18 protein-coding genes are annotated in these 23,248 nt (G+C 70.1%); 6 read left to right on the top strand and 12 right to left on the bottom strand.

Going from position 1 to position 23,248, the window contains the following annotated elements:
* Positions 1 to 87: 87 nt before the first annotated feature.
* From BM252_RS19845 to BM252_RS19835, 3 genes are all read right to left on the bottom strand, one after another.
* Complete coding sequence (locus tag BM252_RS19845; protein WP_245774349.1) at positions 88 to 1,011, bottom strand: ABC transporter substrate-binding protein; 924 nt, start codon at positions 1,009 to 1,011, stop codon at positions 88 to 90.
* 267 nt (positions 1,012 to 1,278) lie between these two features.
* A complete protein-coding gene (locus BM252_RS19840) occupies positions 1,279 to 1,704 on the bottom strand; it encodes an SRPBCC family protein (protein WP_093389409.1) in 426 nt (141 codons plus the stop codon).
* 617 nt (positions 1,705 to 2,321) lie between these two features.
* Positions 2,322 to 2,648: a winged helix-turn-helix transcriptional regulator gene (locus tag BM252_RS19835; protein WP_093389408.1), complete on the bottom strand. Its 327-nt coding sequence runs from the start codon at positions 2,646 to 2,648 to the stop codon at positions 2,322 to 2,324.
* 157 nt (positions 2,649 to 2,805) lie between these two features.
* On the opposite strand from BM252_RS19835, the gene gstA reads away from it, so the two are divergent.
* Positions 2,806 to 3,435: a glutathione transferase GstA gene (gstA, locus tag BM252_RS19830; RefSeq protein ID WP_093389407.1), complete on the top strand. Its 630-nt coding sequence runs from the start codon at positions 2,806 to 2,808 to the stop codon at positions 3,433 to 3,435.
* A 90-nt stretch (positions 3,436 to 3,525) separates the two neighbouring features.
* Here gstA and BM252_RS19825 read toward each other — a convergent pair whose 3' ends face one another.
* Entirely contained in the window at positions 3,526 to 4,062 is a 537-nt protein-coding gene (locus BM252_RS19825) for a DUF2058 domain-containing protein (protein ID WP_093389406.1), read from the bottom strand.
* Between the two features lie 263 nt (positions 4,063 to 4,325).
* Between BM252_RS19825 and BM252_RS19820 the strand changes: the two genes are divergently transcribed.
* Both BM252_RS19820 and BM252_RS31440 read left to right on the top strand, forming a co-directional pair.
* Positions 4,326 to 5,045, top strand: coding sequence for a PEP-CTERM sorting domain-containing protein (locus BM252_RS19820; RefSeq protein WP_093389405.1), 720 nt, complete (start codon positions 4,326 to 4,328; stop codon positions 5,043 to 5,045).
* A gap of 163 nt (positions 5,046 to 5,208) precedes the next feature.
* Positions 5,209 to 6,795, top strand: coding sequence for a glycosyltransferase family protein (locus BM252_RS31440; RefSeq protein WP_093389404.1), 1,587 nt, complete (start codon positions 5,209 to 5,211; stop codon positions 6,793 to 6,795).
* On the opposite strand, the gene BM252_RS19810 is transcribed toward BM252_RS31440, so the two are convergent.
* Complete coding sequence (locus BM252_RS19810; RefSeq protein ID WP_093389403.1) at positions 6,773 to 7,447, bottom strand: acetyltransferase; 675 nt, start codon at positions 7,445 to 7,447, stop codon at positions 6,773 to 6,775. The genes BM252_RS31440 and BM252_RS19810 overlap by 23 nt on opposite strands.
* A 304-nt stretch (positions 7,448 to 7,751) precedes the next feature.
* Between BM252_RS19810 and BM252_RS19805 the strand changes: the two genes are divergently transcribed.
* The 3 genes from BM252_RS19805 (at position 7,752) to BM252_RS19795 (ending at position 12,857) form a co-directional block, all read left to right on the top strand.
* Positions 7,752 to 8,186 carry a hypothetical protein gene (locus tag BM252_RS19805; RefSeq protein ID WP_093389402.1) on the top strand — a complete coding sequence of 145 codons (435 nt, stop codon included), beginning with the start codon at positions 7,752 to 7,754 and terminating at the stop codon, positions 8,184 to 8,186.
* 642 nt (positions 8,187 to 8,828) lie between these two features.
* On the top strand, positions 8,829 to 9,596 hold the full coding sequence (locus BM252_RS19800) for an NF038120 family PEP-CTERM protein (protein WP_217429935.1): 768 nt from the start codon (positions 8,829 to 8,831) through the stop codon (positions 9,594 to 9,596).
* Between the two features lie 30 nt (positions 9,597 to 9,626).
* On the top strand, positions 9,627 to 12,857 hold the full coding sequence (locus BM252_RS19795) for a S8 family serine peptidase (protein WP_093389401.1): 3,231 nt from the start codon (positions 9,627 to 9,629) through the stop codon (positions 12,855 to 12,857).
* Between the two features lie 210 nt (positions 12,858 to 13,067).
* Here BM252_RS19795 and pepN read toward each other — a convergent pair whose 3' ends face one another.
* The 7 genes from pepN to BM252_RS19760 all read right to left on the bottom strand — a co-directional run bounded on the left by pepN (position 13,068) and on the right by BM252_RS19760 (position 23,189).
* On the bottom strand, positions 13,068 to 15,791 hold the full coding sequence (gene pepN, locus BM252_RS19790; RefSeq protein WP_093389400.1) for an aminopeptidase N: 2,724 nt from the start codon (positions 15,789 to 15,791) through the stop codon (positions 13,068 to 13,070).
* A gap of 134 nt (positions 15,792 to 15,925) precedes the next feature.
* A complete protein-coding gene (locus tag BM252_RS19785) occupies positions 15,926 to 18,010 on the bottom strand; it encodes a S9 family peptidase (protein ID WP_093389399.1) in 2,085 nt (694 codons plus the stop codon).
* 190 nt (positions 18,011 to 18,200) lie between these two features.
* The gene (locus BM252_RS19780; protein ID WP_093389398.1) at positions 18,201 to 19,217 is read right to left on the bottom strand and encodes an NAD(P)/FAD-dependent oxidoreductase; all 1,017 of its coding nucleotides are present in this window, start codon (positions 19,215 to 19,217) and stop codon (positions 18,201 to 18,203) included.
* A 72-nt stretch (positions 19,218 to 19,289) separates the two neighbouring features.
* Positions 19,290 to 20,324 (bottom strand): MerR family transcriptional regulator, encoded by a 1,035-nt coding sequence (locus BM252_RS19775; protein ID WP_093389397.1) that lies wholly within the window; start codon positions 20,322 to 20,324, stop codon positions 19,290 to 19,292.
* Between the two features lie 92 nt (positions 20,325 to 20,416).
* Complete coding sequence (locus tag BM252_RS19770) at positions 20,417 to 21,253, bottom strand: arginase family protein (RefSeq protein ID WP_093389396.1); 837 nt, start codon at positions 21,251 to 21,253, stop codon at positions 20,417 to 20,419.
* Entirely contained in the window at positions 21,250 to 22,491 is a 1,242-nt protein-coding gene (locus BM252_RS19765; RefSeq protein WP_093389395.1) for a sulfotransferase family protein, read from the bottom strand. The genes BM252_RS19770 and BM252_RS19765 overlap by 4 nt, the downstream gene beginning before the upstream one ends.
* Positions 22,488 to 23,189 carry a methyltransferase gene (locus BM252_RS19760; RefSeq protein WP_093389394.1) on the bottom strand — a complete coding sequence of 234 codons (702 nt, stop codon included), beginning with the start codon at positions 23,187 to 23,189 and terminating at the stop codon, positions 22,488 to 22,490. The genes BM252_RS19765 and BM252_RS19760 overlap by 4 nt, the downstream gene beginning before the upstream one ends.
* Positions 23,190 to 23,248: the final 59 nt, after the last annotated feature.

The following is a 23,248-nucleotide window of genomic DNA, read 5'->3' as shown; positions in this document are numbered from 1 at the left end:
ACCTGCGTTGTTGTTTCCAAGATAGGAAGTCCTCGCCTCCGGTCTATTTCCAGTCTCGCGCCATACGCCCTACGGGACCAGCAACGCTTAAATCTCCGGATTTTGATAGTTGTTCCGAGTGACCACCACCGCGTCCGTGAAGATGATCGACTCCTTGACGGGCGTCCCCTGCGCGGCCGCCGCCGCCGCCTTCATGGACAAATAGCCCATCTGGCGCGGATCCTGCACCACTAGGCCGTTGATTTCCTGCTTTCTCAAGCCGTCCAGCAGAAAATCGGTGGTGTCGAAGCCGACAAATTTCTTTGTGCCGGCCAGCCCCGCTCGCCGCAGCGCCCGCAACACACCGTCGCAGGTCGATTCATTGACGGCGAAGATGCCGTCGACATTGGGGTGTTTTTCCAGCAACAGCGCGGCGCTGCGTGCCGCCTTGCCGCGCGTGCCGCCGCCATACTCGTCGGCCACGATGGTGATGCGTGGCGCATGCCTCTTCAGGTAATCGATAAATCCGTTGGCCCGGTCGTCCGTCGATCCACTGCCCGCAATGGTGCGCAGCAGCGCCACCGTGCCCTGCCCGCCCAGCAGGCCGGACAGGTGTTGCGCCGCCAGCCTGCCCGCGGCGTAATTGTTGGTGGTGATGAAGTTGACGTGTGCATTGCCGTCCAACGCTGAATCCACCGCGACCACCTTGATGCCCAGCGCCGTGGCGTGTTTGATGGGGCCGGCCAGGCGGCCGCGGTCGGTCGGGGCGATGATGATGGCGTCGACACCGGGCCGGGAATAGATGCGCAGGATCTCGATCTGGGAATCGACGTCGTCGTTATGGGCCGGTCCGCGCCAGGTCAGCTGGATCTGCCCGACTTCGCGCACTGCGCGGTCGACGCCCTGCCGCATGAAGGTCCAAAAATCCTGGTCACGCGACTTCGGTATGAAGACGATGTTCAAGTCCCCGGCATACACCGGACACAGAAGAAACACGACACACCCGAGGAGCAGCGGCATCCATTTTTTCATAGTGCCGCCATTGTACGCCTTGGGACACCGTCGGCCTCAATCCTAGTTAACGCGTCGCCCGGTGACGAGGGCGCCACCACCAACGAGCGCGGTCGTCCTTGTCTGTGCGCCTATCTTGGCGCTGATCGTCATTCCTTCAGGGGTACTCCGCTTGTCGTCGGCAAAGAGCATCGTTTGTGCAACGCCAACCCTCGCCGCTTGGCGTTGTCGTTTCTGGAGTGAAGCGCGAATCGTGGCTTGCCGAGGAACGTAGGCCCGTGCGACCGCTCAGGCGGCCACCCGGCCACTCTCCGCCAGCCGTTTGAGCGATGCCAAGGTGATGGGAAGCCCGGTGCGCAAGGGATTGCCGACGATACGCCCCAGCAGAAAAGACAGCGCGCCGGAAAAAGTAACTCTATGGACGACTTCGGTTCCGGCAGCAGTGGCGTTAAGCTCGTGCTCAAACACCATGCGGAAAAATGGAATCTGCGACTCGACAGTGAACGACTTGTTGGGAACCACCGAAACGAAATTCATGGGGACAGTGATTCCTTTCGGCGGAGTGATCTTGCCTTTGCTCCCAGTCTGGAAAGGTCCGTCGATCGACGACTCCTTGGTGTCCGGGTCCCAAGTTTTCCAGTTGCGGACATCCGCGTAAATCTCGAATATTTTCTCGGGCGGCACAGCGATGGTGACGCGACTTTCCACTTGCATTCTGGTGCTCCTGTGTGGTCTACAAATTACTGGACTCAGCCTACGCATGCGGCAACAGCATCGATATCCCGGGCCGCCGTGGCTTGACCCTTTGCCGCCTTTTCTGGCGCCACGGCGTATCCTCAAAAGACGGGATATGCCGCTTCTTTTGCGGTCATGGAATTCAGGCCCAAGCGTTCAGCGCGCATTACTCTTAATGCAATATTGCGCCAAGTATGACGCATATCCAGTCGCGAGTCACCATTCGTGCCGTCGGCTTGCGGACGTACAGCGTTTGCCTCCCGCAGCTTGCGCCGATGCTGAACCGGGAAGCCGGCGACGCGCAAACGCGCGCGGCGAGGAACTCAGGTGGCGCGCGCAGGTCGAACCATCATCGCGACCGCCGCCGCCAAGCCGACAACGCCGAGACCAGTCCTACCAGGGCGAGTTCAGCGGCGACGAGCGGCGCGGCGCGACGCGCTGGGCGAGCGCCAAAGCCAGTACCCGAGACGGGCCTGAGCCGGGCGGACACGGCTGCGGCTCCGGTCTATCCGCCGGTCCAAGGCGGTAAAGGGGGAGATGCGCGTTCGCGCGGGTGAAGCCCCTGCCTCATCAAGCGACGAGATCGACGAGTCTGCTCAGGTGGCCTTGCCGCTCTGCTTGAGCCACATGCCGAACTCCTGCATCACATCGACGACGGGGCGCAAGCGGGCGCCGTCCTCGGTGAGTTGGTACTCCACCTTGATGGGCGAGGTCGGGTAGACGGTGCGCTTGACCAGGCCGGCGTCCTCCAGCGCGCGCAGGTCGAGCGTCAGCATGCGCTGCGAGATGCCGGGCACATCGCGGCGCAGCTCGTTGAAGCGCTTCGGCCCGTCGACCAGGTAGGACACCAACAGCAGGCGCCAACGCCCCCCCAGCAGGCGCATCGCTTCTTCCACGGAACATCCGGTCACATTGTTTTTCATCGTGCGCACAGCATAGCAGATGGCGCATGCAGGTATATTTTTTGTACCTACATGACAAACTACTGCCTTCTTACATTTTTATCCCAGATATATAAAATAGCCGTCGCCACCTCCGCGACGGCGGTGGCGCATCCGCCTCAGCCATTGGAGATCCCGCATGAAACTGTATTACATCCCGGGCAGTTGCTCGCTCGCCCCGCATATCGTGCTCAAGGAGCTCGGCCTCGACGCCACCCTGCTCAAGGTCGACCACCGCACGCACCGCGCCGAAGACGGTGCCGACTTCCTCGACGTCAATCCGCTCGGCTACGTCCCCGTCCTCGAGCTGGACGACGGCAGCCGCTTCCACGAGGGACCGGCGATCCTGCAATACCTGGCCGACCTGAAGCCGGAACTCGGCCTGGCGCCGCGCAACGGCACGCTGCAAAGCTACCGCCTGCAGGAGTGGCTCAGCTTTCTCACCTCGGAGATACATAAGGGTTTCATTCCGCTGCTCTATGCCGGCCTGGCCGGCAAGTACGTCGAGACGGCCAAGCCGAAGCTGCAACAACGCTTCGCCTGGATCGACGCGCAGCTGGCCGGCCGCCAATTCCTGCTCGGCGACAGCTTCAGCGTCGCCGACGCCTACCTGTTCGCGCTGACCGGCTGGGGCCAGGCCGCCTGGCTGAAGTCGACCTTCAAGGCCGACATCCATTTCGACGAGCTGGGCAATCTGCAAGCCTGGTATCGGCGGGTGCGCCAACGGCCCGCCGTCCAGCGGGCGCTGACAGCCGAAGGGCTTGAGTAATCCAGCCCTGCGGCGCCAACTAAGCTTGCCGCCGGCCTCGCGGCGGGACGGCGGCGGCGCGCGGCCCCACCGCGTCACCACATCACCACATCACCACATCAAATCGTCGGGGATCTGGAAGGCGGCGTACGGGTCGTCGGCGTCGACCTCGGCGCTGGCCTTGTTGACGCGCACCACCAGCGCAGCGTCGCGCTCGGCGATCTTGTCGGCGATCACGCGCGGCACCAGCTCGAACACGCCGGCCAGGCAGACGATCACCAGCCGGCCGGCCACCAGGTGGGCTTGCACGGCGGCCGAGACGTAGATCCGCTCGATCTTGCTGCCGTGGGTGAAGTTGTAGGCGATGTCGCCGTTGCCCTTGCCCTGGCGGTTCTGCTGCACCATCTGGGCGATCTGCGCAATGATGGCCTTTTGCGTGGCGGCGGCGTCGCGCTGGGCGTTGAGCTCGCGCGCCCGCTCGGCGTTCTTGCGCTGCACCTCCTGCGCCGCCAGGCGCACCTCGTCGACGCTCTGCGTGCCGGTGCGGCGCTCGACCTTCTTCTGCTTGCTCTTGTCCTGGTTGGCCAGCTTGACCTTGGTCTTGTCGACCAGGCCGGCCTTTAAAAACTGCTCTTGTAGGGAAACCATGTGTGCTGCTCCGTAGTGGGTCCGCCGGCCCGGGCGGCTGCGCCGGGTGGAGGAAAGGCTCTAGCATAGCAAAAATGGCGCCACCGCAGACCGCCGATCGCCGGCCGGCCAGCGTCTGCCGCGCCGCGGCGGGCCGCAGATGGCCGCGAAGTGTCGTTATGCCGCAACCAAGATTGTTAATTAGTTAAAAATTGTGTACATTTTTTTATTATTAAAATAGTATCGAAACAGTTCCACCCCAACCACCACGACCCGGAGTAACAATGAAACGACTCGTCCTTCTTGCTGCCCTCACCGCCAGCGGCCTGTCCCAGGCAGCTGAACTGTACAACAACGGTCCCGTCGTCGACGGCAACGGAAAATCGGTGCTGGCGCCGGACGCCGACACCCTCGGCTTCGGCAACAACACCAATGCCGGCCTCGCCGTGGCCGACGACTTCAGCGTCGCCGCCGGCGTGAAATGGAACGTGTCGAGTCTCGACTTCTACGGCTACCAAACCGGCGCGACCGGCTTCACCTTCCAGAACGCCACCTGGAGCATCGTCTCCGGCGACGTCAACAGCGGCAGCGTGGTGGCCTCCGGCGTGACGGCGGTGAGCAACGGCGGACGGGTCGGCTACCGCGTCACCGAGACCACGCTGAACAACAAGCAACGCGGCATCTACGACGCCCACGCCGACGTCGCCGACTTCACGCTCGACGCCGGCCACTACTGGCTGCGCTGGAGCCTGAGCGGCTCGGGCGTGTCGGGTCCATGGCAGCCGCCGACCTCGGACGGCCGCGAGGGCAACGCCGCCCAGGCCGGCAACGGCGACCCGTTCACGCAGCTCGTCGACACCGGCTCCGGCCTGAGCGTGGAGCTGCCGTTCGCCGTGCAGGGCACGGTCAGCGCCGTGCCGGAGGCCGACACCTACGCCATGCTGCTGGCCGGCCTGGGCCTGGTGGGCGCGCTGGCGCGCCGCCGCCAAGCCGGCCAAGCCTAGCCAGGCGCCGGCCCGGGCCCGGCCCGGCCGCTCCGCATCGACGCCAACCGCCACGGTTGGCGTTGTCGTTTTCTGCGCAGCGGCGCCTGCTTTATCGCGCCGGCCAACCCGTGCGGCGCGCGCTCGACTACCATGGAGGTCCGCCAACCGTCCCCCCTACCCGATGAGCGACCCGACCCGCGACCAACTATTGCTGCAAGACGCCCTGGCCAGGGTGCTGGCCAGCCCCGTCGACGGCCGCCGCTGGCAACAGCTGTACCACCGCTACGAGCAGTGCGCGGCGGCGCCGGCGCGCCAGGCGCTGCTGGCGCTGCTGGCGCGGCAATCCTTCGACGGCGTCGCCGGCTTCCTGCAGGCCACGCTGCTGGCGCGCCTGAGCGGCGAGCGCGGCCACATCGAACGGGCCGCCGCGCTGGCGCTGTCGATCACCCCGCTCGACGTCGAGCGCCTGCACGCCTTTGTCGCCTACGAGTGGGGCGACGCGCTGCGCGACGGCATCGACCGGGCCGGCTTCGTCGCCCGCCTGCGCCAGGCCCGCGCGCCCGAGCTGGTGGCCTTGATGGGCCGCGAGCTGGTCGCGCAGACGGCCGCGCCGCTGGCGTCGCGCGCCGTCGAGCGCGTCGCCCGGGTGGCGCTGGTGACGCCGTTCCTGGCCGGCGCCGCCCACACCCCCACCGTGCTGGCGCTCGAGCACGCCGCGCTGCTGCAGCGGGCCGGCCTGCAGGTGCAGCTGTTCGCGCCGCAGGACCAGGTGCAGCTCGAACAGGGACACTATCTGGGCCACCCCGGCCAGCTGGTCGGCACGCCGCCCGACCTGGTCTGGTTGCGCGCGGCGCTGCCGGCCGGCGTGTCGGCCTCCTTGAGCGACCCGACCTTCTCGCTGCCGCAGCGCTGGTGCGCGATGCTGGCCCTGATCGGCCCCTTCGACCCCGACCTGGTGCTGTTCGTCGGCCTGCAGTCGCCGCTGCTGGCGCCGCTGTACGCGGCGCGCCCCGTGCTCGGCCTGTGCCTGCACTCGACGCCGCCGATGGCGCCGGTCGACGTCTGGCTCAGCGCCGCCGCCGAGCACTGCGGCGAGGGTGCCGGCGCCGCCGTGTGGGGCGCGGCGCTGCCGCCGGCCTGGGGCCTGCACTATCCCTACCGCCTGCGCTACCGGCCGGCGCCGGCGCGCCAGCGCGAGGCGCTGGGGCTGGCGCCGGGCCAGTTGGCGCTGGTGACGGTGGGGGCGCGGCTGGGCGAGGAGATCGCCGGGCCGTGGGCGGCGCGCATGGCGGCGCTGCTGGCGCGCCGCGCCGACCTGGTGTGGTTGCTGGTGGGCGGCAGCGGCGCGCTGCCGGCGGCGCTGGCCGGCGCGCCGGCCGGCCAGCTGCGCCTGCTGCCGCAACAGGCCGGCGTGGCCGACATCCTGCCCGCCTGCGCGCTGTTCCTCAACCCGCCGCGCATGGGCGGCGGCTTCAGCGTGGCCGAGGCGATGGCCCAGGGCCTGCCGGTGTTGGCGCTGGGCGGCAGCGACGGCGGCGCCAAGCTCGGCGCGCTGGCGGCGGCCGACCTGGACGACTACTTCGCCCGCCTCGACGCCTACCTGGACGACGCCGCGCTGCGCGCGCGCGACGGCGCCGCGCTGCGCCTGCGCTTCGAGCAGGAGATGGACCTGGAGCGGGCCGGGCCGGCGCTGCTGGCGGCGGCCGAGCTGGCGCGCCAGCGCTACCTGTTGCGCCGCGCCGCGCTCACGGCGCCGCCAGCTTCCTGACGCGGGCCGGCACGCCTACCGCCAGCGAGTCGGCGGCGACGTCGGCGGTGACCACCGAGCCGGCGCCGATGAAGGCGCCGTCGCCGATGCGCAGGCGTTCGAGCACGGTGGCGCCGATCGCCACGGTGACGCCGCACCCCAGCGTCGACAGGCCGCCCAGGTTGCTGCCCGGCTGCAGGCGCGAAAAGGCGCCGACCACGGTGTCGTGGCCGACCGTCACGCCGCGGTTGACGAAGACGTGCTCGCCCAGCCGCACGCCGGGGCCGAGCACGCTGTTGGCGCCGACGAAGACGCCGGGCGCCAGCGCCGCCAGCGGCGACACGTAGGCGCTGGGGTGGACCAGCGTGGCGAACGGCAGCGCCCAGCGCGCCGCCACCAGGGCGGCCAGCTCGGCGCGGGTGGGCGTGGTCGGGCCGAGCAGGTACAGCTCGTCGGCGCCGGGCACGAAGCGGTCGACGTGGTCGACCTGCGGCGTCTGGCCGAACGGCGCCAGCGCCGCCAGCCGCTCGGCCAGCGAACGGTCGCGCTCGCCCACCTGCTCGGCGTGGTGCAGCACGACGCGGCCGATGTCGAAGCCGTTGGCCAGCGCGCAGTCGAACAGGTCGGAGACGATGTTGCTGGTGCCGAAGACCACCAGGCGCGGCCGGCTCATGGCGCGCGCCGCGCCGCCATGGCGGCGCTGGTGGCGGCGGGGAAGGCGGGGAAGGCGGTGGTGGCGGGGAAGGCGGTGGTGGCGGGACTGGCTGGCGGACGGTAACTCATGCAATCTCCTCGGGCACTGCCGGGATCGGCCTGCGCTCCAATGTACGCCGGCCGTGCGGCGGCGTCAACTGGCACACGGCCCCGGCGCCTCGGATCGCCGCACCCCGTTGCCACACGCCGCGGACGCGGCGCCTGCGGCGGCGCGCCAAGGCGGGGCGCTTGCCAAGCCGGTGGCACTGGGTCATCATGGGCTCATGAAAACCGCCGCCCCCCCCTCCCTGCCGCGCCTGCTGTGCGCCGCCCTGCTGGCGCTGGCCGGCGCCGCCTGCGCCGGCACGCCGCCGGCCATGGCGCCGGACGTCGCCGCGCCCAACGCCGCCGCGCTGTGGCAACAGATCCAGGCCGAGACGGCGGACGCCGCCTGCGACGGCCCGCAGCACTGCCACAGCATCGCCATCGGCAGCAAGGCCTGCGGCGGGCCGGCGCGCTACCTGGCCTGGTCGAGCAAGCACGATGACGGCGCCCGCCTGCGCGCGCTGGCGGCGCGCCACGCCGCGCAAAGCAAGCTGGAGGACGAGCAGGCCGGCCTGCTGTCGAACTGCATGGCGGTGCAGGACCCCGGCGCCAGTTGCCGCGCCGGGCGCTGCGTGCTGAACCCGCCCGGCATCGGCGGACGCGACAGCAAGTAGGCCGCCGCGCCACCACCAACAAAGGCCGCCGCATACCACCCGCCGCCCCCTTGGCGGGCGCGTCGCCGGCGCGCCCGTTTCCCTTCCCTGCGCCGGCAGCGCCTTGACCACCTTCGCCTTCAATCAGCCCCTGCTGGAAGCCGGCGGCACGCCGGCACCGCCAAGCGACGGCGCGGCAAAGGGTCGGCCAAGACAACACCATTCAATTTCGCCGTTTTAAACACGGCGCCGCTGCGCCGGCCGGCCCCGCCACGTCCCGCACGGGTGGATTTTCCATTTTCCGGCGTCGATGTTGTCGCATTTTCACATCACTTTTTCAACATTTCGACTTGCTAGAGACAAGTCACTAAACCGGCTGGGATGCCACATCCATCACCTTATCCCAGAGGAAAACAAATATTACACGCCGTAATATTGTGTTTTCTGAATTAAATATTATCAAAACTTCTAACAATTTCCATGACATTTCGATATAGTTTCCCGAGATCCAGTCAGCAGCGGACTGGGTGTTCCTGCCGCCCATTCGGCGCCGGGAAGCGGGCGGCATGCCGGTCAACCAACGTCGACCGCCACGCCGCCCCCTGCAGACCGGGACAACACCACAACAAGCCCGGGAACATTCAAATCACAAGGAGAGATCGTATGACGTCGCACCAGTATTCGCAGCAAGGGGTTCGTGCCAATGGCGCCGCCAAGTTCAAACAGCTTCTGACCGGCTCGCTGATCGGTCTGGCCGTGTTGGCGTCGTTGCCAGCGGCCCAAGCCGCCAACACGACCACCATCGCGTTTGAATCGCCCGACCTGCTCGGCGGCTTGGCCGCCGGCGAGAGCTTTATCGAATCGGGCTACAAGATGACGGCGATCGACCCCTACGGCGGCGACGGCGGCGTCGGCGTGGCGCAAATGGACGGCACCTGCGCCCTCGACTGCCCGCTCGGCAACAACAGCCACTACTATCTCGCCATCAACGACGGCATGCTCAATTTCGCCCGCGTCGACGGCCTGGCCTTCAAGCTCAACAGCTTCGACGCCGCCTTCACCGCGCCCCTGCCGCAATCGAGCCCGGGCGTCTCCTTCGGCCGCATCACGCTGACCGGCATGTCGCATGGCGTCGCGCTGAGCACCAGCTATGAACTGCCGGGCCAGCACGCCGACAACCGTTTCTACTTCAGCAACTTCCTCGTCAACAGCGGCGTCTTCGCCCAGACCGCCTTCGACTCGCTGACCATCGGCTCCTGCGTCTACACCGGCAGCGGCAACGCCTGCGCGCCGACCGACAACCTGGCCCAGTTTTCGCTGGACAACGTCAACGTCAGCGCCGTGCCCGAACCGGGCAGCTGGGCCATGCTGGCCCTGGGTCTGGCCGCCATCGGCGCCGTCACCCGCCGCCGCGCCCGCCAAGCACGCTAAGCACCGACCGAACCACGGAGAATTGACCACATGAAATCGACCCGCCTCATCCCTACGCATTCCGCCATCAAATGGGCCGTCGCCGCCCTGATCGCCGGCCTGGCCGTCAGCGCCGGCGCCGACGAAACGCGCCGCCCCTACATCGTGCAACTGAACAGCGCACCGGCCGCCTCCTACAACGGCGGCGTGGCCGGACTGGCCGCCACCAAGCCGGCCAGCGGCACCCGCCTGGACGTCTCGGCGGCCAGCGTGCAAGCCTACGTCAGCCACCTGGAAGCCGAACAGGCCGCCGTCGTCGCGACGCTGCCGGCAATGGAAACCCTGTACGACTACCACCTCGTCTTCAACGGCTTCTCGGCCATGCTGACCGACGCCGAGGCGCGCAAGCTGATGGCCAACTCGGCCGTCGCCGCCATCACGCTCGACCAGCCGCGCCAGCTCGACACTAACTACACGCCGGGCTTCATCGGTCTGAACAAGGCCGGCGGCCTGTGGGACCAGCTGGGCGGCACCAGCGGCGGCCTCAACAAGTCGGGCGCCGGCGAGGACATCGTCATCGGCATCATCGACGGCGGCGTCTGGCCGGAAAACCCCTCCTTCGCCGACCGTGTCGACAGCAACGGCGTGGCCACCCACGACGCCGCCGGCACGCTGGTGTACGGCGCCCCGCCGGCCAGTTGGAAAGGCGGTTGCGAATCGGGCCAGGCCTTCGGTCCGGCCAATTGCAACAATAAACTGGTCGGCGCACGCGCCTTCCGCCGCAGCATCTCCGACGCCAACGGCAACATCCTGCCCTCGTTCAAGCTGCACGCCGCCGAATTCCTCTCGCCGCGCGACAACGGCGGCCACGGCACCCACACCGCCAGCACCGCCGGCGGCAACGCCAACGTCGTCGCCGTCATGGACAACGGCACCGTGCCCGTTCCCGGCGTCAGCGGCATGGCGCCGCGCGCCCGCGTCGCCACCTACAAGGTGTGCTGGACCAAGGACGATCCGGCCACCACCCGCCCCGACCCGCGCTGGCCGAACTACGGCAACGGCTGCTACGGCAACGATTCCGTGGCCGCCATCGAGCAGGCCATCAAGGACGGCGTCAACGTGCTGAACTACTCGATCAGCGGTTCCGGCACCAGCATCGCCGACCCGGTCGACCTGGCCTTCAAGGGCGCCGTCGACGCCGGCGTGTTCGTCGCCGCCTCGGCCGGCAACAGCGGCCCGGCCAACGAGGTCAACCACCTCGGCCCCTGGATGACCACGGTGGGCAACTCCACCCACGACCGCATGTTCGCCGGCACCGTCACGCTGGGCAACGGCGCCAAGTATGTCGGCGCCTCGAGCAATCCGGCCACGCCGACCGCGCCGATGATCCTGGCGAAAAACGCCGGCCTGCCCGGCGTCTCGCCCGACGATCTGAACCTGCAACGCTGCTTCGGCGGGCTCGACAACGTGCCGGCCCTGCTCGACCCGGCCAAGGTGGCCGGCAAGCTGCTGGTCTGCGACCGCGGCGCCAACGTGCTGGTCAACAAGAGCGGCAACGCCAAGACGGCCGGCGCGGCCGGCGTCGTCATCGCCAACGTGGCCGGCGGCGCCAACACCATCATCAACCAGTCGCACGACCTGTCGACCGTGCACGTGACCCGCGCCGACGGCGACCTGATCCGTGCCTACGTCGGCGCCAACGGCGTCGGCGCCAGCGGCGGCCTGGACGATCTGAAGGCCATCAAGGACCTCAGCGTGGCCGCGCCGGCGATGAACGACAGCTCCTCGCGCGGTCCGAACAAGGGCGACCTGAACGTGCTCAAACCGGACCTGACGGCGCCCGGCTCCTCGATCCTGGCCGGCTACACGCCGAACTACACGGTCGCCGAGCACGACGACATGATCGCCACCGGCGGCGCCGGCCGGCCGAACTGGTCGCTGCTGACGGGCACCTCGATGTCGAGCCCGCACATCGCCGGCCTGGCCGCCCTGCTGCACCAGCGCCACCCCGACTGGTCGCCGGCGATGATCCGCTCGGCCTTGATGACCACCGGCGTCGACGTCGTCAACACCCTGTCCGGCATGCAGCAAGGCGGCCTGCCATGGGGCCAGGGCGCCGGCTTCGCGCAACCGTCGAGCGCCGCCGATCCCGGCCTGGTGTACGACATCTCGACCAACGACTACAACCGCTACCTGTGCAGCTCCGGCGTGACCCCGGTCGGCGTCACCTGCGCCACCCTGGCCAGCCTGCCGGCCTACAACCTGAACCTGCCGTCGCTGACCGCCTCCGGCGTGTTCGGCAACGTCACGCTGGAACGCACCGTCACCAACGTCGGCGCCACCAGCGCGACCTACACGGCGACGATCGCCGTGCCCGGCTTCGACGCCGTGGTCACGCCGTCGACGCTGACCATCGGCGCCGGCGCCAGCGCCAAGTACAGCGTCACGCTGCGCCGTACCAGCGCCGTCCAGGACGCCTGGAACTATGGTGCGCTGACCTGGACCGACGGCAGCCATGTGGTGCGCAGCCCCGTCACGGCGCGCGCCCGCGTGGTCGTGGCGCCGTCCATCCTGAGCTCGAAACTGGCGACCGGCAACAAGACCTTCACCATCGGCACCGGCTTCGCCGGCGCCTTCAGCACGCTCAAGGGCGGTCTGAAGGCGGCCAGCCGCAGCAGCGCCACCGTCACCGGCACCAACAAGGGCAATGCGGCCGCCGTCTCGGCGGCATGCGCGGCCGGCGGCGGCGCCGGCATCCAGGTGCACAACATGGCCATTCCGGCCGGCACGCTGGCGGCCCGCTTCGCCCTGTTCAACCAGGACACCTCGGGCTACCAGGGTGGCGGCGAGGACGACCTGGATCTGGTCATGGTCAACGCCGCAGGCACGCAAGTGGCTTACAGCGGCAATGGCGGCTCGGAGGAATTGATCACGCTGAGCGCGCCGGCGGCAGGCAACTACAAGGTTTGCGTGGTCAGCTACGCGCCGGCCGTGCCGAACACCTCGACCTACGCGCTGTCGTCCTGGATCGTGCAGCCTGGCGACACGGGTGGCAATCTGCGCGCCCTGGTGCCTAGCCGCGCCGTTCTCGGCGGCACCGGCTCGGTGGTGGTGAGCTGGTCCAACCTGCCGGCCGGCGGCCGCTACCTGGGCGCCATCGCCTACCAGGTGTCCGGCGACAAGACTGCCAGCACCTTGATCAGCGTCGACACCGATCCGGCTTCGCTGCCGGCAACGGCCCAGCTGAATTCGGGCAAGGAAGCCAACGCGCCGAAGCAGTAAGCGGTTCGGCGGCCGGGCAGCACGCCGGCCGCCAGCTCGCACAAAAGCTTGCACAAGAAAAGGGCCGCACGGTACACCGTGCGGCCCTTTTCGTTTGAGCTCATGATTTGAAGGCGGGCGCGGCCGCCCGCGTCCGCCTGCGTCCCCCGGCTTGCCGCGCCGGCTTGCCGCGCCGGCTTGCCGCGCCGGCTTGCCGCGCCGGCTTGCCGCTTAGCGCGGCGGCAGCTTCATGGCGCGCTGGATGGCGACGCAGCGGGCGTCCTCCTGCTGCGCCACCAGCAGCGCGCGGCGGCTGCCGGCCGACAGCGCCGGCGCCGCCGCGACGGCCTGCTCCAGCCGCGCCACGCTGGCCGGCGTGCAGTTGGCCGGGATCAAATGGCTGCCGTAGCTGCGCATGAAGATCGGGCCGGCGGCCTGGTCCTTGCTGGCCAGCAGCGCCAGGCGCTGCTGCGCCGTTTCCTCGCCCAGCGCGCCCTGCTCGGCCGGGTACAGGTTCTCCATCGCCACGCGGCGGCGCGAGAACGGCAGCTTGCTGTCGAGATCGACGATCTGCGCCAGCCACTCGGCCTTGGCCTTGGCGTCGGGCCGGCCGACGCGGGCCGCCAGCGCGGCGGCCTGGCCGGCGTCGGACGGGTCGCGCGCCAGCTCGGCGTCGACCAGCGCGGCGCTGCCGGCGGCGGCGTAGCGGTTCAGGCGCGCCACGATGTCCCAGCGCAGGTCCTGGCCGACCAGCAGGCCGGCCGGCACGTCCTTACCGTCGAGCACGCCGGCCAGCTGGGCCAGCGCGGCCGGGCTGCTGGCGACGTCCAGGTAGAGGCCGAACCAGCGGCGCTGGAAGTTGTCGTCGCCCTTGGCGGCGCGGGCGGCGGCCAGCGCCATGCGCTCGAGCGCCACGCCGGTCTCGCGCTGCCAGGCGCTACCCGGCGCGATCAGGTCGACGTAGGCCTTGGCCTGGCGCGTCTTGCCGGCGATGTCGCCCAGCAGCGTGTAGTCGCGCTCGGCCGGCGCGTTGTCGCGCACGGCGCGCAGGTAGGCGGCCAGCGGCAGCTGGCCGGCGCGCACGCCGTCCCACAGGCTCTGCCACAGCATGGCGCGCAGCAGCGGGTCGGCCACCTTGCCCAGGCTGGTTTGCGCGGTGCGGAAGGAGCGCTCGTCCAGGCGCACCTGCACGTAGCCCCAGTCCTCGTAGTTCGGGTAGACCAGGTCGGGACAGTCCTCGCCCTTCAATTCCGGCACCGGCGTCAGCGCGCCGCTGTAGGTCACGGCCTGCTGGCGCTGCAACACCAGCTGGCCGCCGCCCTTGCCCTTGCCCCGGCCCTTCTCCAGGCCGAACAGGCCGATCTGCACGCGCTGCTCGCGCAGGGTCGGCAGGGCCGCGCTGGCGCCGTCCTGGCGCAGCGCGAACTCGCTGACCTTGCCGCCGGCGCAGCGGTACTGCGCCGTCACCGTGTTGACGCCGGCCTGGTACAACCAGTCCCGCGTCCAACCGGACAGGTCGCGGCCGGCGGCCTGGCCCAGGCTGCCGATGAAGTCGTCCAGCTTGGCGTTCTGCCAGCTGTACTTGGCCAGGTAGTTGTGCACGCCCTGGCGGAACACCTCCGTGCCGAGCAGGTGGCGCAGCTGCTTCAGCGTCGAGGCGCCCTTCGAGTAGGTGATGGCGTCGATGTTGTCGAAGGCGTTGGCGGTCGACGGCACCGGCGTCTCGATGGCGTGGGTGGTCACCTGCTGGTCCTGGATGTAGGCGGCCTGCTTGCCGCCCGAGTAGAACGACTGCCAGGCGTTGGTGAACTCGGTCGACTCGGCGGTGGCCAGCGTCGCCATGAAGGCGGCGAAGCTCTCGTTGAGCCACAGGCCGTTCCACCACTTCATGGTCACCAGGTCGCCGAACCACTGGTGCGCCATCTCGTGCAGGATCACGCTGGCCAGGCTCTGTTTCTGCGCCGCCGTCATGCTCTCCTTGAACAGGAAGCGCTTTTCGGCGAAGGTGATGGCGCCGGCGTTCTCCATCGCGCCGTAGAGGAAGTCGGGCACCAGCAGCTGGTCGTACTTCTCGAACGGGTAAGGCAGGCCGAAGTATTTTTCGAAGAAGGCCAGGCCGCCCTGGGTGTACTTGAACCAGTCGGCCGGCGCCACCTGGCCGGCCACCGACTGGCGCGCCATCAGGCGCAATGGATACTTGCCGCTGCGGTCCTCCCACACCTTGTACGGGCCGGCGTGCAGCGAGAAATTGTAGGCCGACAGGCGCGGCGTGGCCGGGAAGTCCCAGCGCTTGCCGCCCGCCACCGCCGCGACGGCGCGCTCGGGCATCGCCGACACCACCTGCCAGTCGGCCGGCGCGGTCACGCTGAGCTGGTAGCTGGCCTTCAGGTCGGGCTGGTCGAACAGGGCGAACATCTGGTGCGCGGCGGCCGGCTCGAAGTGCGAGTAGGTGTAGACGCGGCCGTCGGCCGGGTCGACCATGCGGTGCAGGCCCTCGCCGTTGCTGCTGTGGCGACGTTCATAGACCACCACCACGCTGTTGCGGCCCAGGCGCAGGTCCTGCGGCGCCAGCGTGATGAAGGAGCCGTTGTACTGCGGCGCGACGGCCTTGCCGTTGACCAGCAGGCTGGTGATGCTGGCCTGGTCGAGGTCCAGCGTCAGCGGCGCGCTGGCGTCGCTCAGGTCGAAGCCGACGGTGCTGCTGCCGGCGAAGCTCTCCTTGCCGCTCAGCGTGAACTGCAGCGCGTAGTCGACCTTGGACAGGCGCGCGGCGCGCGCCTCGGCGTCGACCTGGGCCAGGTAGCGGTTGTCGGCGCGCGCCGCCGGCGTGGCGGTGGTGGTGGCGGTGGCGGCCAGGGTGGCGGTGGCGGGGCCTTGCGCCCAGGCTTGGCCGGCGCCGCTGGCGATCCAGGCGGCGCAGGCGATGGCGCTCAGGCGTGGAGTGAATGTGTTCATGTGGTGTTCCTGTGGTGGTGTGGGTTGCCGCGGCGGACGTGAAAACGCCCGCCGACAAACGGCGGGCGTGGCGGGCATGGCGCGGAGGCGGCGCGGCCGGACGGCCCCGCCGCCCCGCGCTCAATGCGCCGCGCTTACGGCTTGGCCTTGGTGTAGGTGTCGAGCCAGTCGATGACGGTGTGGTGCCAGAGCACCGAGTTGGCCGGCTTGAGCACCCAGTGGTTCTCGTCCGGGAACATCAACAGCTTGCTCGGGATGCCCTGGCGCTGCAGCGCGGTGAAGGTGCCCAGGCCCTGCGTGGTGGGGATGCGGAAGTCCAGGTCGCCCTGCACCACCAGCATCGGCGTCTTCCAGTTCTTGACGTGGTGGACCGGGTTGAACTGCTCGTGCTTCTGCGGCACGTTGTAGTAGCTGCCGCCGTTTTCCCACTCGGTGAACCAGATCTCCTCGGTCGAGTAGGCCATGCCACGGGTGTCGAACACGCCGTCGTGGTTGACGATGCAGCGGAAGCCGTCGGACCAGTTGCCCTCGATCCAGTTCATCATGTAGCCGCCGTAGGAGGCGCCCAGCGCGCAGCTGCGTTCGCGGTCCAGCCAAGGGAACTTCTTCACCGCCGCGTCCAGGCCCAGCTTGAGGTCCTGCAGCGGCTTGCCGCCCCAGTCGCCGCTGATCGAGTCGGTGAAGGCCTGGCCGTAGCCGGTCGAACCGTGGAAGTCGATGAACACGGTGGCGTAGCCGGCGCCGGCGTAGACCTGCGGATTCCAGCGGTAGCTCCAGGAATTGCCGAAGCTGCCCTGCGGGCCGCCGTGCACCAGGAAGGCGATCGGGTACTTGGCGCCGGGCGCGGCGTTCCACGGCTTCATGACGTGGCCGTAGACGGTGGCGCCGTCGGCGCCGGTGAAGGAGAACTGCTCGTACTGGCCGAAGCGCACGTCGGCCAGCGCGGCCTCGTTCAACTTGGTCAGCTGGGTGGCGTGTTCGGTGTCGCCGCCGAGCTTGAGCTTGAACAGCTGGGCGGCCGAGGCCAGGTTGGCCTGCGCCAGCACGACGGTGTCGCGCTGCACGTCGAAGGCGCTGACATAGCCCTTGCCGCTGACCGGCGTCACCTTGCCGCTGGCGGCGTCGAGCGCGAACAGGCGGTGCTGGCCGACGTCGTCGGCGGTGGCCAGGATGGTTTTGCCGTCCGGCGTCCAGCGGAAGTCGGCGACCGAGCGGTCCCATTGCGGCGCCAGCTTGCGGCGCTTGCCGCTGGCCACATCCATCAGCACCAGCTCGAAGCGGTCGGCCTCGAAGCCGGGACGGGCCATGGCCAGCCAGGCCAGCGTGCGGCCGTCCGGCGAATAGGTCGGCTTGCTGTCCCAGGCCGGGTTGTCGGCCGTCAGGTTGCGCGGCGCGCCGCCGGCGGCCGGCACCTGGTAGACGTCGAAGTTGGTCGACCAGGCCTCGCTCTGGCCGGCGATGCGGGCGGCGAAGACGATGTTGGCGCCGTCCGGGCTGAAGCGGTACTCGTCGTGGTCGCCGAAGGGCTTGGACGGCACGTCGCCGTCGAGCATGCCGCTCAGGCTGACCGGCGGCGCCGTCACCTTGCCGCTGGCGTCGATCGGCGCCGAGTACAGCACCGCGTTGCGGCCGTCGGCCCAGCTGTCCCAGTGGCGCACGAACAGGCGGTCGTAGACCACGCCGCTGGTCTTGCCCTTGGCGGCGCGCGCGTCCAGCCGCGCCTTGGTGCAGCCCAGGTCGGGGCAGTCGCGGAACACGGCCAGGCTCAGCGCCAGGCGGTCGCCCTGCGGCGACAGGCGGAAGTTGTCGACGTCGAGCGGCAGGTCGGTGACCTTGGCGGCCTCGCCGCCGGCCAGCGGCAGGCGCCACACCTGCGACGAGCCGGAGCGCGCCGACAGGAAGTAGATGGCGTCGCCGTTGGGCGACCATTCGGGGTCGGTGCTGCTGGCGGCGGCCTGGGTCAGGCGCTGCGGCACCGGCTTGGCGGCGCGCAGGTCGAGCAACCACAGCTGGGTGTTGCTGCCGTTCTTGGCCAGGTCGGTGCTGCGCACCGTGTAGACCAGCTTGCTGGCGTCCGGCGACAGCAGGGGACTGCCGACGCGCTCCATGTTGACCATATCCTCGACCGTGAAGCCACGGGGCGCGCCCGGCGCGGCGGCGTGGGCGCCCGCGACGGCGGCCAGCATGGCGGCTCCGGACAGCAGCAAACGTAATGTCATTGGTTTATCTCCGACGTTGTGTGATTAATCCGGCACGGCGCCGGCAGCCGGACATGATACCAACTTCGGCAGTGCTGTGGAAAAACCGCATAGCTTTTTCAGCAGGCCGCGCCGGTGGCCCGGGCGCGAGTGCGGCGCCAGGTTCGGCCGCCAAGCCGGGCCGCCGCCCGCGCCCGCCGGGGCCGGCCGGCTAGCGCGCCGCCAACACCCGCGCGGCCAGCGCCTGCCCGCTCAGCCAGGCGCCCTCGACCTTGCCGCCGTGCAGCCAGTCGCCGCACAGGCCCAGCGCGGCGTCGGCGAGCCAGACGCAGCCGGCGTCCTGCGCCGCCAGCGTGCGGGCGTAGCGCCAGCGGTGCGCGCTCCAGGCCGCCGGCGCGGCGCCGCCCAGCCGCGCGAACTCGGCCAGCAGCAGCTCGGCCGCCACCTCCTCGTCCAGCTCAAGGTGCTGCGCGCTCCACTCCTCGCTGGCGTGCAGCAGCCAGCTCTCGGCGCCGTGGCGGCCCGGCTTGCTGCTGTCGCGGGCGATCCAGCGCAGCGGCCCCTGGTTGACGAAGGCGGCGTCGAAGGGCATCTGCTGCGGCGCGTCGTAGCGCAGCATCAGCGCCCAGCCGGGCAGCATCTCGGCGGCGGCGGCCAGCGCGGCCAGCTCGGGCGCAACCGCCGCCAGCAGCGGCGCGGCCTGCGGCGCCGGCACGGCCAGCAGCACGCCGTCGTAGCCGTCGGCGCAGGTGCGCGCGCCGGCCACCGACAGGTGCCAGCGGCCGCCCTCGCGCTCGATGGCGTCGACCGCCATGCCGCAATGCAGGCGCAGGCCGGCGGCCAGCAGGGTGGCCGGCGCGGTCATGCGCGGCGTGCCGACGAAGCGTTCGAGCGGGCCGTCCCGGCCGGCCGCGCCGCCCTCGCCGGCCGCGCCGGACGGCCGTGCCATGGCGCCGCCCAGCACCTGCAGGCGCGGCGTCCACAACGCCGCCGCGCCGGCCTGCTGCCAGCGCGCCACCTCGGCGCGGAAGGCCGGATCGCGCGCGGTGAAATACTGGGCGCCGTGGTCGCACTGCCAGCCCTCGCCGCGCCGCGTACTCATGCGGCCGGCCGGCCCACGGCTCTTGTCGAACACGGTGGCGGCGAGGCCGCCCTGTTGCAGCGCGGTGGCGCAGGAGAGTCCGGCCAGGCCGGCGCCGACGACGGCGAAGTGGGGTTTTTCAAACATGCTGGTTCCTGTCTGGTGGTGGTCGGGCTCGGCGCCGTCCGACGACGCTGGCGGGCGGCGGGCGGCGTCGGACTACAGGCCGGCCGGCAGCGGCAGCCCCTCGGCGCGGGCCAGGCGCTGCATGGCCGCCTCGAGCAGCGCGCGCGCCTGGCCGGCGGCCAGGTTCAGCTCCTGGTGCAAGCGGGCGTCGGCCGGGTCGCGCGCGGCGCACTGCGCGCTGTAGCGCTCGAAGCTGCCCACCGTCAGCAGGATCTCGGCCAGATGGCGCGGGCACTCGCAGCTGACGCTGTTGACGGCGCCGACGATGGCGGCCAGCGCCTGGTCGTCCAGCTGGCGCGGCGGCGGCGCCGGCAGCGGCGCCGGCTCGACCGGCGCGGCCATGGCGGCGGCGTTGGCGGCGGTGTTGGCATTTGCCGCGCGCGCGGCCGGCGCCTGCGCGCCCAGCGCGGCCTGGCACAGCATGACGATCTCAGGCAGGTCGGCCGGCGTGCGCGCCACCAGGCAGCCCAGGGCGCGCAGTTGGCGGATGGTGGCGCTGGAGCAGAAGCGGTACAGCACCACCACCGCGCTGGCGCCGGCCGACAGGCGCACCGCCGCGATCAACGGCAGCGCGGCGTCGACCAGTTCGGCCGCCTCGATCAGCAGCACGTCGGGCGCCAGGCCGCGCATGGCCTCGGCGGCGTCGTCCAGGCTGGCGCAGCTGCGCAGCAGTTGCAGCGCCAGGCCGTCGGCGCCGCTGGCGGCCAGACGCCGCGCCAGCGGCGCGCCGACCAGCGCCAAGCGGATGCTGCGCGCCTGGGCCGGCGCCGCCAGCGGTTCGCTCAGCTGCTGCAACTGCTGCAGCGGCAGGCGCGCCAGCGCGCGGATCGGGTGGCCCTGGTCGACCAGCTGCTTGACCAGCGCCAGGCGGCGCACCTGGGCGCCGGAGTACAGGCGCTGGCCGTGCGCCGAGCGGGCCGGTTCGGAGACGCCGTAGCGGCGCTCCCACACGCGCAGCGTCTCCACCGGCAGGCCGGCCAGGCGGGCCGCCACGCCGCTGCGGTAGGCGCCGGCCTCGGCCTCGGTCGAGCGCGGCGGGGTGCTTGGGGAGAGCGTTGTCTGTGTCATGATGAACCGATAGTGAACCGAATGCTGCCGATTATAGCGGCAAGCGTCCGGTTCAATCCGTCGATCCGGCCTAATAAACGGCAAATAACGGTTCAAATGCGGTTCACTCCGTCGGGCGCCAGTTCCTCCAGCAGCTCCAGGCAGGCCAGCGCGGCGCGGTTGTCCAGGTCCTGCTCCTCGTGCCAGGCCGAGACCGACACGGCCAGCAGCGGAAAGCCGCGCAGGGCGCGGAACAAGGCGCCGATGTCGGCCGGGCCGGGGCCGTGCTTGACGTGGTACTTCAACGCCGGCATCGCCTCGGGCGCGTCGATCACGTCGGTGTCGAAGTGCAGATACAGGCTCTGCTCCGGGCGCAGTTGGTCGAGCACCTGGTCGATGTCGCAGCAGACGATGCCGGAGGCGCGGATCGCCTCGGTCTCGCCCGGGTCGAGGTCGCGCGCGTCGCTCAGCACCACCTGCTGCTCGCGGTAGGGCTGCACGCCGATGGCGGCGCGCAGCGCGCCGATGGCGTCGCGCTCGCGCTGGCGGCGGTCGCGCCGGCCCACCAGCATGGCCAGCGGCATGCCGCCCAGGTACTGGGTCTGGGTGGTCTCCCAGGTGTGGAAGTCGCCGTGCGCGTCGAGCCAAAGGATGCGGTCGGGCGGGCAGCCGGCCTGCTGCAGCCCGCCCAGCATGCCCAGCGTCGAGACGCAGTCGCCGGCGACGCTGACCGGCACCCGGCCGGCGCGCCGCACCCGGCAGGCGCTGTCGGCCAGGCCGGCGTAGATGCGGCCCATGCGGCGCATCTTCTCGTTGCTGTCGGTGAGCAGCGTGTCGTCGCAGCCGGGCACCGCCAGCACGTCCCAGGGATGGCGGTCGAGCGCGCACAGGCGGCCCAGGCCGTCGCGCCGCTGGCCCATCAGATAGGGCACCAACAAACGGTTGTTCATCGCCACTCCCCCGCGTCCATGCCGTAGCCCAGCGCCGCCATGGTGGCCGCCACCTCGGCCCTTTGGCCCAGCGCCAACAAGACCTGCTCGCGCTTGCGCCAGCGTTCCGGCGCCGGCGCCTCGGTGGCCATGCTGACCGGCAGGCGCGCCGGCAGCGCCATCGCCTCCAGGCCGAGGAAGTCGGTGATGCGCGCCAGCGCGGCGCCCGGCGCGGCCATGAAGTCCTCGAAGCGCACCCGCAGCGTCGCCACGCCGCCGGCCAGGATGGCCTGGTGCGCCGCCAGCCACTGGCGCAGGCAGACCTGCTCGAGCGGCGCGCCGCGCAGCGCGCGCCAGCCCGGCGGCAGGTCGAACTTCCACCAGCGCCGGCCGAACGGGCGCTGGTCGGAGTAGCCGGCGATGTCGAGCACCACGCCGGCGCGCGCCATGTCGTGCGAGAAAAAGCCCAGCGGCGACAGCCAGCCGTCCATCAGGCCGTTGACCGACTGCGCGTAGCCCCGGCTCAGGTGCACATAGCGCACCCGCGCGCGCGGGAACAGCTGCTCGTACATGCCGATGCGGTAGGCGTCGGACGGCGCCTTGAACAGCAGCACCTTGTCGGCCGCGTCGGCCAGCGCGAACGGTCGGCGGCCGTGGCGCGGCAGCACGAAGGGCGGCTCCTCGATCTTGTACGGCTCGTCGAAATACTGCGTGCCGACGCTGCCGGCGTGGCCGTCGTAGTAGCGGCGCCGCCACGGCGCCTGGGCGAACACCGCCTGCAGGACCAGCGCCTGGCGCAGCGCGCCGTCGGGGTCGGCCGGCCACGGCCCGGCCTGCGCCAGGGCCTGCTCCAGCGCGTCCTGCATGCGGCGGTGGCGCAGGCTGTCGGCGAAGTAGGCGGGGAACTGCAACAGCAGCCGGTTGGCCCAGCGGCGCCGCAGCCAGTCCGGCGGCGCCGGCTCGGCGCCGGGCAGGCTGAGGTCGTCGAAGACGTGGTCGGCCAGCCGCTCCGGGTTGCGCAACTCGGCCAGCGCGTCGCTGTCGGCGCCGTGGCCGAAGCCGTTCTCGCTCAACACCAGGTAGGGTTCGATCTCGCCGTCGAGCGAGGCGATGCGCGGATGCTCGGCCAGCACGCTCTTGAGCAGGGTCGAGCCCGAGCGCGAGCTGGTCAGGATCACCGCCACCTCGCGCACCTCGGCGCGCCAGGCCACCGGTTCCACCTGGCGCAGCCGGTTGACCGCCGCCAGCACCTGGTTCATGCGTCCAGGTCCCGGCGCAGCGGCTTGATCAGGAAGACGAAGAAGGTCTTCGTCGCGGCCTTGTCGGCGCTGGCGCTGCCCATCGCCCGCACCGAGAAGCCGTTCTCCTTGGCCAGCTGGCGGATCTGCTTGACGGCGCCGAAATTGGAGTGGGCGAAGTAGATCCGTCCGCCCGGCTTGAGGTGGGCGCCGACCTGCTGGAAAAAGCGGGTGTTGGTCTGGAAGTCGGTGTCCCACTGCGAGCGCGCCACCACGTCGGGCGCCGCCTTGTCGCGGAACGGCAGGTTGGCGGTGATCACGTCGAAGGTCTCGCCCTGCAGCTGGTCGAACAGGTTGGAGCGCTTGACGCGCATGATCTTGTCGAAGCCGTGCAGGCGGGCGTTGTGCTTGGCGCTCTTCAGCGCGGCCGGGTTGATGTCGACCGCCGTCACCTTGGCCGCCCCGGCGTAGCAGGAGAACACGGCGATCACGCCGGAGCCGGTGCCGACGTCGAGCGTGCTCTCGCCCGGCTTGACCTTCAGCGTGCGCACCAGCGGCTGGCTGTCGGTGAACGGCCAGAAGGTGTTCGGGTAGACCAGGAACTCCTTGCCCAGGTACTTGATGGTCTTGCCCGTCGCGGGGATCGCCTTGAAGGCCTTTTGGCGGTTTTTTTGCCAGCGGTCGATCTGGCTGACGTCGTAGCTTGCCGTACTGTTCATCTCTATCACCTCTTTGGAAGGAACCACGTTGGCTGCGCAACACCGGGGGCAGCGATGGC

The organism is Rugamonas rubra, assembly GCF_900114705.1.
Taxonomy (GTDB): domain Bacteria; phylum Pseudomonadota; class Gammaproteobacteria; order Burkholderiales; family Burkholderiaceae_D; genus Rugamonas; species Rugamonas rubra.
The sequence above is the reverse complement of the archived record's forward strand: the minus strand, read 5'-3'. Positions and strand labels throughout refer to the sequence as shown.